This is a genomic window from Mycobacterium basiliense, from assembly GCF_900292015.1.
GTDB lineage: Bacteria > Actinomycetota > Actinomycetes > Mycobacteriales > Mycobacteriaceae > Mycobacterium > Mycobacterium basiliense.
This window is the reverse complement of sequence record NZ_LR130759.1, coordinates 4,557,224-4,570,660: the sequence shown is the minus strand read 5'-3', so window position 1 is coordinate 4,570,660 and position 13,437 is coordinate 4,557,224. Positions and strand designations below refer to the sequence as shown.

General features: G+C 65.2%; 11 protein-coding genes. 8 read left to right on the top strand and 3 right to left on the bottom strand.

The genetic code is table 11. From position 1 onward, the window contains the following. The first annotated feature begins 16 nt into the window (after positions 1-16). The gene (sucD, locus tag MB901379_RS19275) at positions 17-919 is read left to right on the top strand and encodes a succinate--CoA ligase subunit alpha (RefSeq protein WP_158018069.1); all 903 of its coding nucleotides are present in this window, start codon (positions 17-19) and stop codon (positions 917-919) included. A gap of 315 nt (positions 920-1,234) precedes the next feature. Further along, entirely contained in the window at positions 1,235-2,758 is a 1,524-nt protein-coding gene (locus MB901379_RS19270) for an acetyl-CoA acetyltransferase (protein ID WP_158018068.1), read from the top strand. A 58-nt stretch (positions 2,759-2,816) separates the two neighbouring features. Here MB901379_RS19270 and MB901379_RS19265 read toward each other — a convergent pair whose 3' ends face one another. Then, positions 2,817-3,665 carry an LLM class F420-dependent oxidoreductase gene (locus MB901379_RS19265; protein ID WP_158018067.1) on the bottom strand — a complete coding sequence of 283 codons (849 nt, stop codon included), beginning with the start codon at positions 3,663-3,665 and terminating at the stop codon, positions 2,817-2,819. 186 nt (positions 3,666-3,851) lie between these two features. On the opposite strand from MB901379_RS19265, the gene MB901379_RS19260 reads away from it, so the two are divergent. The 6 genes from MB901379_RS19260 (at position 3,852) to MB901379_RS19235 (ending at position 12,237) form a co-directional block, all read left to right on the top strand. After that, positions 3,852-4,766, top strand: a complete 915-nt coding sequence (locus tag MB901379_RS19260; RefSeq protein WP_158018066.1) for a DUF5336 domain-containing protein — start codon at positions 3,852-3,854, stop codon at positions 4,764-4,766. A gap of 48 nt (positions 4,767-4,814) precedes the next feature. Beyond that, the gene (locus MB901379_RS19255; RefSeq protein ID WP_408632305.1) at positions 4,815-6,185 is read left to right on the top strand and encodes a cell division protein PerM; all 1,371 of its coding nucleotides are present in this window, start codon (positions 4,815-4,817) and stop codon (positions 6,183-6,185) included. Positions 6,186-6,534: 349 nt separating this feature from the next. Beyond that, positions 6,535-7,164, top strand: coding sequence for a phosphoribosylglycinamide formyltransferase (purN, locus tag MB901379_RS19250; protein ID WP_158018065.1), 630 nt, complete (start codon positions 6,535-6,537; stop codon positions 7,162-7,164). Positions 7,165-7,171: 7 nt separating this feature from the next. Continuing rightward, positions 7,172-8,743 carry a bifunctional phosphoribosylaminoimidazolecarboxamide formyltransferase/IMP cyclohydrolase gene (gene purH, locus MB901379_RS19245; protein WP_158018064.1) on the top strand — a complete coding sequence of 524 codons (1,572 nt, stop codon included), beginning with the start codon at positions 7,172-7,174 and terminating at the stop codon, positions 8,741-8,743. Positions 8,744-8,855: 112 nt separating this feature from the next. Further along, a complete protein-coding gene (locus MB901379_RS19240; RefSeq protein ID WP_158018063.1) occupies positions 8,856-10,250 on the top strand; it encodes an ATP-binding protein in 1,395 nt (464 codons plus the stop codon). Beyond that, positions 10,243-12,237, top strand: coding sequence for a vWA domain-containing protein (locus MB901379_RS19235; protein ID WP_158018062.1), 1,995 nt, complete (start codon positions 10,243-10,245; stop codon positions 12,235-12,237). The genes MB901379_RS19240 and MB901379_RS19235 overlap by 8 nt, the downstream gene beginning before the upstream one ends. 19 nt (positions 12,238-12,256) lie before the next feature. Here MB901379_RS19235 and MB901379_RS19230 read toward each other — a convergent pair whose 3' ends face one another. Both MB901379_RS19230 and MB901379_RS19225 read right to left on the bottom strand, forming a co-directional pair. Next, positions 12,257-12,862, bottom strand: a complete 606-nt coding sequence (locus MB901379_RS19230) for a DUF1707 SHOCT-like domain-containing protein (protein WP_158018061.1) — start codon at positions 12,860-12,862, stop codon at positions 12,257-12,259. 221 nt (positions 12,863-13,083) lie between these two features. Further along, complete coding sequence (locus MB901379_RS19225) at positions 13,084-13,395, bottom strand: PE family protein (RefSeq protein ID WP_408632393.1); 312 nt, start codon at positions 13,393-13,395, stop codon at positions 13,084-13,086. Between the last annotated feature and the right edge of the window lie 42 nt (positions 13,396-13,437).

Below are 13,437 nucleotides of genomic sequence, written 5' to 3'. Positions count from 1 at the left end.
AGGAGACCTGACTCACATGTCCATATTCCTGACCAAAGACAACAAGGTCATCGTCCAGGGCATCACCGGCAGCGAGGCCACCGTCCACACCGCCCGCATGCTCAAGGCAGGCACCCAAATCGTTGGCGGCGTGAACGCGCGCAAGGCGGGCACCACGGTGACGCATGAGGACAAGGGTGGCCGGCTGATCAAGCTGCCGGTGTTCGGCAGCGTCGCGGAAGCGATGGAAAAGACCGGCGCCGATGTGTCGATCATCTTCGTACCGCCCAAGTTCGCCAAGGACGCGATCATCGAGGCCGTCGACGCCGAGATTCCGTTGCTGGTGGTCATCACCGAGGGCATTCCGGTACAGGACAGCGCGTATGCGTGGGCCTACAACGTGGCCAAGGGCAAAAAGACCCGCATTATCGGCCCCAACTGCCCGGGCATCATCACGCCGGGGCAGGCCCTGGTTGGCATCACTCCGGCCAACATCACCGGCGCCGGCCCGGTTGGGCTGGTGTCCAAGTCAGGCACCCTGACCTATCAGATGATGTTCGAGCTGCGCGACTTCGGTTTCACCACCTCAATCGGGATCGGTGGTGACCCGGTGATTGGTACCACGCACATCGACGCCATCGAGGCCTTCGAAAAGGACCCCGACACGAAGCTCATCGTGATGATCGGCGAGATCGGCGGAGACGCCGAGGAACGTGCGGCGGACTTCATCAAGGCCAATGTGTCCAAGCCGGTCGTAGGCTACGTCGCCGGCTTCACCGCTCCGGAAGGCAAGACAATGGGACATGCGGGTGCCATCGTGTCCGGCTCGTCGGGTACCGCGGCGGCCAAGAAAGAGGCACTCGAGGCGGCAGGCGTCCAGGTTGGCAAGACCCCGTCCGAGACGGCGGCCCTGGCCCGGAAGATCCTGGAAAGCCTCTAGAGGCTCGGCCACTTGCCGGCCCGCGGACGCGGCGCTTGCCGCTATGGAAGGTTTGGCGCCCGGGACGGTGCTGACAAATGACATCGCACACCTCCGCGATGTGAGCCACGGCAAGCGCCCGTCGCAGCGCGATCACCGTCCACGTCATCGCAGGTTTAGACGAAATTCCGCGGACCTGTTCCGGTTAGTCGGCGCCACGATGACCCCAGAAGACCGGTACTCGACGCGGGCGGGCACCCCGGTTGGCAATGGCCTCGTTGGAGATGGCGCGGCCCCGGTGCGGGCGCAATATCGGGTTAGGTAGATAGTGATGCTATGGATCTGGACCCGCATACGCCGGTCGTCGTTGGTGTAGGACAGGCCGCCGAGCGTATCGATGATTCTGACTACCAAGGGATATCGGCCGTCGAGCTGGCTGCCGCTGCGGCCCGGGTCGCCCTCGTCGACTGCGGTGCCGACGTTGGCGCGGCCGTCGACACGGTGGCCGGTGTCAGGCAATTCGAGATTTCCGGGCCAATCGCCCACGCGCCGTTGGGTCGGTCCAACAATTACCCGCGATCGGTGGCCAAACGGATTGGGGCCGATCCGGCCCGCGCGATCCTGGAGATCGTCGGCGGTCAAGGGCCCCAGCACCTGATCAACGAGCTGGCCGGCGCGATTGTGGCAGGCCGCTCCGAAGTCGCCATGGTCTTTGGCTCCGATGCGACGTCGACCATCCGTCACTTCGCCGAGGCCGCCAGCAAGCCGGACTTCACCGAGACCATTACCGGTGATTTGGAAGACCGCGGGCCCGGCATCGAAGGCCTCATTTCCCGCTACACGGTGATTCACGGCCTGGTGGATGCACCGACCCAGTACGGCCTGTTGGAAAACGCCCGACGGGCCGCAACGGGTCTTGGGCCGACGGAATACCTGCGCCGGATGGGTGAACTGTTCGCGCCGTTCACCAAGGTGGCCGCGGGCAATCCCTTCGCGGCCGCGCCGGTCGAGCGAAGCGTTGAGGAACTGATCACCGTCTCGGAGCGCAACCGCATGATCGCCGAGCCCTACCCGCGGCTGCTGGTAGCCCGCGATCAGGTAAACCAGGGTGCGGCGACGCTGCTGATGTCGGTGGCCGCGGCACGCCGGCTGGGGGTCCCCCAGGAAAAGTGGGTTTATCTACGCGGGCACGCCGACCTGCAGGAGCAGTCCCTGCTGGCGCGCCCGGAGCTTGGGCAGGCCCCGTCGGCCGTCCTGGCGGCCCGCGAGGCATTGGCGGTGGCTGGCGTCGGCGTCGACGACATCACCACCTTCGACCTGTATAGCTGCTTCCCGGTGCCGGTGTTCAACATCTGCGACGGTCTAGGGATCGCCCCCGACGACCCGCGTGGACTGACCCTGACGGGCGGACTGCCATTCTTCGGCGGAGCGGGCAACAACTACTCGATGCACGCCGTTGCCGAGACGGTCGCCCGGATGCGAAGCGAGCCTGGGCGATTCGGGTTGGTGGGAGCCAACGGCGGAATCATGAGCAAGTACTCGGTCGGGGTTTATTCCACCAGCCCGGCGGAATGGCAGCCGGACCGCAGCGCCGAATTGCAGACACAAGTCGACGGCCGATCCGTCCAATCGGTGACCGAACAGGCCGACGGCCCCGCGACGGTCGAGACTTACACCGTTCGGCGCGACGGTGGGCGGCTGACCGGAATCATCATCGGCCGCCTAGTCGCCGACGACAGCCGATTTCTTGCCACGACCGAAGACGATGAGCTGCTCACCCTGCTGACGGAGGACGATCCACTGGGGCATGCGGTCCGAGTGCGCTCATTCGACTACGGAAATCGCTGTTTCCTCCGCTGAGCAGACACAGAATCGCATTCTTCGACGCTGGTTTGGGCGATTCTGTGTCTGCTCGCGGTCAGGCCATCGCGGCAATCTTGCCGGCCAGGCGTTCCACGTAGGCGGCGACCTCGTCCGCAGAGCGGTCGGGCAGTCCGAACAGCACCTCGGTGACGCCGAGCTGTTCCCAGTGAGCCAACTTCTCCGGTACCGGCTTGAAGTCCAGAGCGACGATCTGCGGGGTCCCGTCGCGTCCGGCGGCAGCCCACGTTTCCTGCAGCAATTTCACTGGCTCGTCGATGTCGAAGTCGCGCGGAGTGGTAATCCAGCCGTCGGCGCTGCGCGCGATCCACTTGAAGTTCTTCTCGGTACCCGCGGCTCCCACCAATACTGGAATGTGCGACTGCACCGGCTTGGGCCAGGCCCAGCTGGGCCCGAACTTGACGAACTCGCCGTCGTAGGCGGCTTCCTCCTGGCTCCACAACGCGCGCATCGCTTCCAGATATTCGCGCAACATGGTGCGGCGTCGTCCGGGTGGCACGCCGTGGTCGGCGAGCTCATCGGTGTTCCAACCAAATCCCACGCCCACGCTGACCCGGCCCCCCGACAAATGATCCAGCGTGGCAATGCTTTTGGCGAGCGTTATCGGGTCATGCTCCACGGGTAGCGCGACGGCCGTCGACAGCCGGACCCGCGACGTCACCGCAGCTGCCGCGCCTAGGCTCACCCACGGGTCCAGCGTGCGCATGTAGCGGTCGTCGGGCAGCGACTCATCGCCCGTCGTCGGATGGGCCGCTTCGCGCTTAATCGGGATATGGGTGTGTTCGGGCACGTAAAAGGTCTGAAAGCCGTGGTCGTCGGCGAGTTTCGCGGCTGCCGCCGGAGAGATGCCGCGGTCGCTGGTGAAAAGCACAAGCCCGTAGTCCATGAACAGAATTAGAACGTGTTCTACCTCAGGTGGGCAAGCGGCCCGTATGCCTGGCGGGCCTGGACAGGTCGCCCCGGCGCGAGGAGCCGAACGTGCGCTAGCGTGGTTGATCGAATCGCGTCGCAGGCAGCACGCGTCGCATGGCAGCAATGGCCCGCGACGGCACCAGAAGTAACAGGAGGAGCCATGACCTACTCGCCGGGTAGTCCCGGATATCCGCCCGCGCAACCGGCCGGCTCCTACGGGGGCGCCACGCCCTCTTTCGCCAAGGCCGACGACGGCGACAGCAAGTTGTCGATGTACCTGGGCATCGCGGTGGTGGGACTTGGCTTTCTGGCCTATCTCGCCAGCTTCGGCCCGATGTTCACGATCAGCTCCGAACTCGGCGGGGCTAGCAGCGAAGCCTCGGGTGACACGATCCTGGCCGTCGCCATGGCGCTGCTGGCAGCGCTGCTCGCCGGCGTGAGTCTGCTGCCCAAAATCAAAAGTTATGTGCCGGTCGTTGCGGTCATCTCGGTACTGGGTGTTTTTCTGATGATTTCGTCGACATTCAACAAGCCGAGCGCCTTTTCGACCGGTTGGGCACTGTGGATTGTTTTGGTATGCATAGTGTTCCAGGCGGTCGCGGCAGTCGGTGCGCTGCTGATGGATGCCGGTGTCATCTCGGCGCCGGCGCCACGGCCGAAATTCGACGCCTATGGCCAGTACGGCCAGTACGGGCAATACGGACAGTTCGGCGGTCAGCCGGGCGGGTACTACGGTCAGCCGGGTGCGCAACAGCCTGCTCCCAACCCGCAGCAGTCACCCCAGCAGCCGTCGGGATACGGTTCGCAGTACGGCGGTTATTCATCCGGCCAAGGCTCGAACCCGTCGAGCGGCGGTTTCAGTGCCCAGCCCCCTGCACAGTCACCGCCGCAGCAAATGCATCAGGGTCCGTCCACCCCACCCACCGGGTTCCCGAGCTTCAGCCCACCACCGCCGGTCAACGCCGGATCGGGCTCTCAGGGAGGTTCGGCGCCGGTTAACTACGCCAGCCCTAGCGGGGGACAGCAGAATTACGGCCAGGGTCAGCAATCGTCACCTGGGTCGGCGCCGGTCTAACCGGGCGCTCTCGCGCCTAGTAGGGCACGTGCGCGAAGAGTGACACGGGTGGAGGACAATCGGGCGGCCGGCGCTCGCCAGGCGCGCGACCTCGTCAAGGTCGCGTTCGCGCCGGCGGTGGTGGCGCTGATCATCATCGCCGCGATCACGCTGCTGCAGTTGCTGATCGCCAACAGCGACATGACGGGTGCGCTGGGTGCGATCGCCAGCATGTGGTTGGGCGTGCACCAAGTGCCGATCTCGATCGGTGGGCGGGAACTGGGCGTAATGCCGCTGATGCCGGCGCTGCTGATGATTTGGGGCACGGCACGTACGACGGCGCTGGCTACCTCGCCCTACTCGTCGTGGCTGGTGGTTCGCTGGGTGGTGGCCTCGGCGCTGGGCGGGCCGCTGTTAATCGCAGCGATCGCCCTGGCGGTCATTCACGATGCGTCGTCGGTCATCTCCGAACTGCAGACGCCCAACGCGCTGCGTGCCTTCAGCAGCGTGCTGGTGGTGCATGCAATAGGGGCAGCGATCGGAGTGTGGTCCCGCGTGGGCCGACGGGCATTGGCGATGTCGCCTCTTCCTAACTGGTTGGGTGACTCCCTACGAGGCGCTACGGCCGGGGTCTTGGCACTGCTCGGCCTCTCCGGCTTGGTCGCCGCGGGCTCCCTCGTTGTCCACTGGGCGACGATGCAAGAGCTCTACGGGGTCACCGATTCGGTATTCGGCCAGTTCAGCCTGACCGTGCTATCGGTGCTCTATGCGCCCAATGTCATCGTCGGCGCCTCGGCAATCGCGGTCGGGTCCAGTGCACATATCGGCTTCGCCACGTTTAGTTCGTTCACCGTTTTCGGTGGCGATATCCCAGCGGTGCCGATCCTTGCCGCGTTGCCTACGCCGCCGCTTGGGCCGGTATGGGTCGCCTTGCTGATCATCGGAGCGGCGTCCGGTGTGGCGGTTGGACAGCAGTGCGCACGACGCGCGCTACCTTTTGCGCCGGCCATGGCCAAGGTGCTGGTGGCCGCGCTTGTCGGGGCGTTGGTGATGGCGCTGCTTGGCTACGGCGGCGGCGGCAGGTTGGGCAACTTTGGCGCCGTCGGCGTGGATGTGGGGGCCATGGTGGTCGGCGCGTTCTTTTGGTTCGCCGTTATCGGTGGCCTCACAGTGGTGATGGCGGGCGGGGTCACGCGCCGTCCCAAAGTTCGCAAATCGCAGACTGCCCCGTCTGCGTCGCCGGCAGACGACGAGTCGTCCGCGGAGCTTTTCGATGACGGCGAACCGGATGCGGAGTCATCAGAGGACGGGGTTTTGCCCCCCGAGGCTGAGGCCAGCACGGAGTTTGAGGTCTCCGATAACGACGACCCGCATGCACCGTCAGCTGATGAGGCCGACGAGCAGGCTGAACGTGATCTCGGCCTGCCCCCGGAGGACTAGACACAGTCCTGTGGGCAGCAGCGGGGTCGGCGGTTGTCGCGGAAAGGTGGGCAAATTGGATGCCCGCTGGTCGCGCCAGGACCGGCGGCGGCAACGAGTCTGCGCTGACGGCGTCCAGACTGGACGTGGGGCGGCGACACGCCCAGCGAGTATCGACGTGGGCGCAGGCTCCACTAACTCCTTCTCCGGCCACTGCCGTGGCCGGCATCGTCGCCAGACTAGATCGGATTGTCTGGCTCCTTCTCCGGCCACTGCCGTGGCCGGCATCGTCGCCAGACTAGATCGGATTGTCTGGCTCCTTCTCCGGCCACTGCCGTGGCCGGCATCGTCGCCAGACTAGGCTCGGCGTGTGCAGGAACCGCTCCGTGTACCCCCGAGTGCGCCGGCACGAGTGGTGGTATTGGCATCAGGCACCGGTTCGCTGCTGAACTCGCTGCTCGAAGCCGCCGTCGGGGCCTATCCAGCGCGGGTCGTCGCAGTCGGTGTGGACCGCGACTGCCGGGCTACCAAGATAGCCGCGCAGGCATCGTTGCCGGCCTTTACCGTCCGAGTCGCCGACCATCCCAGCCGCGATGCGTGGGATACCGCCATTACCGAGGCCACCGCCGCCCATAGTCCCGACTTGGTGGTATCCGCGGGATTCATGAGAATTCTTGGACCACAATTTCTTTCGCGTTTTTACGGCCGCATCATCAATACCCATCCAGCACTCCTGCCGGCCTTCCCCGGCGCCCACGGGGTGGCCGAGGCATTGGCCTATGGTGTGAAGGTCACTGGCTGCACCGTGCACCTGGTGGATGCTGGCATGGACACCGGGCCGTTACTCGCGCAGCAGGCCGTTCCGGTGCGCGACGGCGACGATCAGGCGACCTTGCACGAACGCATCAAAGTGGTGGAACGAAAACTCTTGGTGGATGTCGTGGCCGCGATTGCTACCGGCGGCGTGACGGTTATTGGACGAAAGGCGACCCTAGGATGAGCACAGGATGAGCAGCGACGGCACCAGGAAACCCATCCGTCGGGCATTGATCAGCGTGTACGACAAGCGCGGCCTAATCGATCTGGCCAAGGGTCTGACCGCGGCCGGAGTCGAGATCGTCTCGACCGGATCAACAGCGAATACCATTGGAAATCAAGGTATTCCAGTGACCCGGGTGGAGGAATTAACCGGCTTCCCCGAGGTGCTCGACGGCAGGGTCAAGACGCTGCACCCGCGGGTGCACGCCGGTCTGTTGGCTGATTTGCGCAAGCCCGAGCATGCCGCGGCGCTGGAGAAGCTCGGCGTAGCCGCGTTCGAACTGGTGGTCGTCAACTTGTACCCGTTCAGCGAAACCGTCGAGTCGGGTGCGACCGTTGACGAATGCGTGGAGCAGATCGATATCGGAGGACCTTCGATGGTGCGGGCGGCGGCCAAGAATCATCCCAGCGTGGCCGTGGTGACCGACCCGCTGGGTTATGACGGCGTGCTAGCCGCGCTTCGCGCCGGCGGGTTCACGTTCGGCGAACGCAAACAGCTGGCGTCGCTGGCGTTTCAGCACACGGCCGAATACGACATCGCCGTCGCGAGCTGGATGCAGTCGACGTTGGCGCCCGAGCATCCCCAGACGTCCTTTCCGCACTGGTTCGCCAGGAACTGGCGTCGCCAGGCGATGCTGCGCTACGGGGAGAACCCACACCAGCAGGCCGCTCTCTACACCGATCCCGGTGCCTGGCCGGGACTGGCTCAGGCTGAGCAGCTGCATGGAAAAGAGATGTCCTACAACAACTTTACCGATGCCGACGCGGCTTGGCGGGCCGCTTTCGACCACGAACAGATATGCGTGGCAATCATCAAGCATGCCAACCCGTGTGGCATCGCAATTTCAGAGGTGTCTGTCGCCGACGCCCATCGCAAGGCACATGACTGCGATCCGCTGAGCGCATATGGCGGAGTAATCGCATCGAACACTGAGGTCAGCGTCGAGATGGCCGAGTACGTCAGTACGATTTTCACCGAAGTGATCGTCGCGCCCGCTTACGAATCAGGCGCCCTTGACCTGTTGACAAAGAAAAAGAACATCCGGGTGCTGGTGGCATCCGAGCCGCAAAAGGGTGGCACCGAACTGCGCCCCATCAGTGGCGGACTGCTGATGCAAGAGCGTGACCAGCTCGACGCGTCCGGTGACAACCCGATCAACTGGACGCTGGCTGCCGGCTCGCCCGCCGACCCGGCGACCCTGACCGACTTGGTGTTCGCGTGGCGGGCCTGCCGTGCGGTCAAGTCGAATGCGATCGTCATTGTCGCGGACGGCGCCACCATTGGCGTCGGTATGGGCCAGGTCAACCGAGTCGATGCCGCCCGGCTGGCCGTGGAACGCGGTGGCCAGCGAGTGCGCGGGGCGGTCGCGGCATCGGACGCGTTCTTCCCCTTCCCCGATGGGCTCGAGAAGCTGACGGGCGCTGGGGTCAAGGCGATCGTGCACCCGGGCGGCTCGGTTCGTGATGATGAAGTCACCGAGGCCGCGGCACGCGCGGGCATCACCTTGTACCTCACTGGAGCCCGTCACTTCGCACACTAGGGTCCTAGACCCGCCAGCGCGTTCCGCGACGCGACACGCCGCGAAGTGCCCAGAAAGTAGGGGGCGAAATTCGCTCCCGTCGCCAGAAGAAAGGCAACCGTCGTAGCGTGGAGTGGTGACTTCACCGAGCAATCTGCCCCGCACAGTTGGCGAGCTGCGTGCCTCTGGTCACCGTGAACGGGGGGTCAAACAGGAAATCCGCGAGAATCTGTTGACCGCGCTGGCCGATGGGCCAGACAACGCAGACGTCTGGCCAGGCATTTTGGGTTTCGATGACACGGTGATTCCGCAGCTGGAACGTGCGTTGATCGCCGGTCACGATTTTGTACTGCTCGGTGAACGTGGCCAGGGCAAGACTCGGCTGCTGCGGGCACTTACCGGCTTGCTCGACGAGTGGACGCCGGTGATCGGTGGAGCCGAGCTGGGGGAGCACCCTTACCGCCCAATCACGCCGGAATCGATCCGGCGGGCCGCGCAGCTCGGTAATGACCTGCCGGTGGCCTGGAAGCATCGCAGCGAGCGTTACACCGAGAAGTTGGCCACTCCCGATACCAGCGTCGCCGACCTGGTCGGCGATATCGACCCGATCAAGGTCGCCGAGGGACGCAGCCTCGGGGATCCCGAGACCATCGCCTACGGACTGATCCCGCGCGCGCACCGCGGCATTGTCGCGGTCAACGAGCTGCCGGACCTGGCCGAGCGCATTCAGGTGTCCATGCTCAACGTCATGGAGGAGCGCGACATCCAGGTGCGCGGGTACACGTTGCGCCTGCCGCTGGACGTATTGGTGGTCGCCAGTGCCAACCCCGAGGACTACACCAACCGCGGTCGCATCATTACCCCGCTCAAAGACCGGTTCGGCGCCGAAATCCGCACGCACTACCCGCGGGAGCTGGCAGCCGAGATCGGCGTCATCGCCCAGGAGGCGCACCTCAGCGCCCAGTTGCCCGATTACCTAATGCAGGTGCTCGCGCGCTTTGCCCGCTATCTGCGGGAGTCCAGTTCGGTCGATCAACGATCCGGGGTCTCGGCACGGTTCGCGATCGCGGCGGCGGAGACGGTCGCGGCGGCGGCCCGGCACCGGGGTGCGATATTGGGGGAGACCGACCCGGTGGCCCGAGTGGTCGATTTGGGAACGGTGATCGATGTCCTGCGCGGCAAGCTGGAATTCGAGTCCGGCGAGGAGGGCCGCGAGCAAGCCGTGCTCGAGCACCTGTTGCGCCGTGCCACCGCCGACACCGCGTCGCGAGTGCTCGCCGGCATCGACGTCGGCTCGCTGGTGGCCGCGGTCGAGAGCGGTTCAGCGGTGACGACGGGAGATCGGGTGTCGGCCAAGGATGTGCTGGCCGCGGTCCCGGGCCTGCCGGTGGTGGACAGTATCGCGCGGAAACTCAACGCCGAATCCGAGGGCGAACGCGCCGCGGCATTGGAACTGGCGTTGGAAGCGCTGTACCTGGCCAAGCGAATCGACAAGATGTCCGGGGAGGGCCAAACCGTCTATGGCTAAGCCCGGTTCGCGGGGGCATTCGTCTCGCTACTCGGCGTATACCGGCGGACCCGATCCGCTGGCACCGCCGGTAGATCTGCGTGAGGCGCTAGAACAGATCGGACAAGACGTCATGGCTGGCGCCTCGCCGCGCCGGGCGCTCTCCGAGCTGCTGCGGCGGGGTACCAAGAACATGCCGGGCGCCGACCGGCTGGCCGCGGAGGCGAATCGGCGCCGCCGCGAGCTATTGCGCCGCAACAACCTGGACGGGACGTTGCAAGAGATCAAAAGGCTGCTCGACGAGGCCGTACTGGCCGAACGCAAGGAATTGGCCCGCGCACTCGACGACGACGCACGCTTCTCCGAATTGCAGCTCGAGGCGCTTCCGCCTTCGCCTGCCAAGGCGGTTCAAGAGCTTTCGGAGTACGACTGGCGCAGCGGTGAGGCCCGCGAAAAGTATGAGCAGATCAAGGATCTGCTCGGCCGCGAGATGCTCGATCAACGTTTCGCCGGGATGAAGCAGGCATTGCAGGGCGCTACCGACGAGGATCGTCAGCGCGTCAACGAGATGCTTGATGACCTCAACAATCTGTTGGACAAGCATGCTCGAGGACAGGATTCGTCCGAAGATTTTCAAGACTTCATGAGTAAGCATGGCGAATTTTTTCCGGAGAACCCCCGCAATATCGAGGAGCTGCTGGACTCACTGGCCAAGCGCGCCGCGGCCGCGCAACGGTTCCGCAACAGCCTGAGTCAGGACCAGCGAGATGAGCTGGATGCGTTGGCGCAGCAGGCATTTGGATCGCCTTCGCTGATGCAGGCGCTGGGCCGGCTGGACGCGCATTTGCAGGCCGCCCGGCCGGGTGAGGACTGGGCCGGTTCCGAGCAATTCTCCGGCGACGATCCGCTTGGCATGGGTGAAGGAACCCAGGCGCTCGCCGATATCGGGGAGCTCGAACAGCTCGCCGAGCAGCTGTCACAGAGCTATCCGGGTGCCACGATGGACGATGTCGATCTGGATGCGCTGGCCCGTCAACTAGGCGACCAGGCCGCCGTGGATGCCCGAACACTCGCCGAATTGGAACGCGCGTTGGTCAATCAGGGGTTTCTGGATCGCGGTTCCGACGGTCAGTGGCGACTGTCGCCGAAGGCTATGCGCAGGCTTGGCGAGACGGCGTTGCGCGATGTCGCGCAGCAGCTTTCGGGTCGTCGTGGAGAACGTGACCACCAACGTGCGGGCGCCGCCGGTGAGCTGACCGGCGCGACTCGTCCGTGGCAGTTCGGTGATACCGAACCGTGGCACATCGCGCGCACATTGACCAATGCGGTGCTGCGACAAGCGGGCACGGCGCCCCTGGGCGGGAAGGCTGGCCCGATTCGGATCGCCGTCGATGACGTCGAGGTCTCCGAAACCGAGACGCGTACCCAGGCTGCGGTCGCGCTGCTGGTGGATACCTCGTTTTCGATGGTGATGGAGAATCGCTGGCTCCCCATGAAGCGGACGGCACTGGCGTTGCACCATTTGGTGTGCACCCGCTTCCGCTCCGATGCCCTGCAAATCATCGCGTTCGGACGCTACGCGCGCACGTTGACCGCCGTGGAGCTGACAGGTTTGGAGGGAGTCTACGAGCAAGGCACCAACCTGCATCACGCCCTGGCGTTGGCCGGACGTCACCTACGCCGGCATCCCAACGCGCAACCCGTTGTGTTGGTGGTGACCGACGGTGAGCCGACGGCCCACCTCGAAGACGTCGATGGCGACGGTTCGGCCGTCTTCTTCGACTACCCACCACATCCGCGGACCATCGCACATACCGTGCGGGGGTTCGACGACATGGCCCGGTTGGGTGCCCAAGTGACGATCTTTAGGTTGGGTAGCGATCCCGGCCTGGCCCGATTCATCGACCAGGTGGCCCGACGGGTCGAGGGGCGAGTGGTCGAACCCGACCTGGACGGGCTGGGTGCGGCGGTGGTGGGCGACTACTTGAGGTCGCGGCGGCGAAGGTAGGCCGGCAAACTCGAGGCTGCTAGTTCTTGCGGGGCTTGCGCGCTTTGCGCTGGATGCCCACGCCACCCCAGAACGAGAAGCCGCGGATCTTGACTTTGGGCGCGCCCCGACTGCCCTCGCCGGCGACTTCGCGGTCGAAGTTGCCCATGATCCCGTGGCCGTGAATCTCGACGTTGATTTCCGGCGGCAACAAGATGGTCTGCACGCCCATGATCGAGTACGCGTGGATCTCGACCTCGGTCGAGGTGAAGTCGGCGTAGCGCAGATCCAGGACGCCGCTACCCCAGAAGGTGAACGTGGTCAGCTTCTTGGGTATGTTCCACCGGCCGCGCCGCTCGAATCCACTGAGGAGGGCAAGCAGCAGCGTCGACGGTGCCGGATTGCAGTTACCACCGCGGCGGGGGCTTACCGCCGCACCGGGTAAGTCGGCCCGGAGCTGGTCCAGCTCCCGGTAGGTGGTTGCTGCATAAGCCCTGGTAAGCCGGTCTTCGTACTCGTTCAGCTGCAGGCGTCCTTGTTCGGCCGCGTATGCCAGCAGCTGCGCGATCTGGATACGATCGGTGTCCGCCGCGAGCGAGGCATCGTCGCGCGTGTCCTTTGTGCCACGCTGGGCTGGGTTGCTCATCACCAACGAGCGTACGACGTCCAGGATTTGCTGCAAGTAGGTTGTCTAAACTGCAACGTTGGCACGGTCGGGCCGGTCTGGTGGCGTCGGACGAACAGGGTGTTTTCTACCTGCTGCGAGGCCGCCGACCGGCTGGGGCGGCTGCGCGATGCCGACGGTGGGCCGCTTGCGCTGCCGGCTCCGGCGCCGCGCCGAGACCGATCAGCTGGGTGTTGCCGCCGCTAGCGCCGGTGCCCCGCGGTGCCGGCGTTTTGCCGGGATGGATCGAAGCCGGGGCCCCACGGGCGTTTGGGCAGGTCCGTTGATGTCGCGAGCCGTGTGCTCGAGGACCTACAGCGGCGAGACGTTGGCGGGTTCGGCGGCCCCATGGGACTTCCAGCGGTGGTCAAGGCCTGCGTGAAACGCAGATGAAACTCCGCCACCTGGGCGCTTAAGAATTGGTAGCCCACTTTCTTGATCGCGGCGGCCGCGGCTGCGTTCGCCGCCGCTAGCACTGAGCCGATACCGGTCAGGTCGGTTGCCGCCATCGCCAGCTCCTGGGGGCGGCCACTGCGGGGCCGGGCCTATCGCGCGAC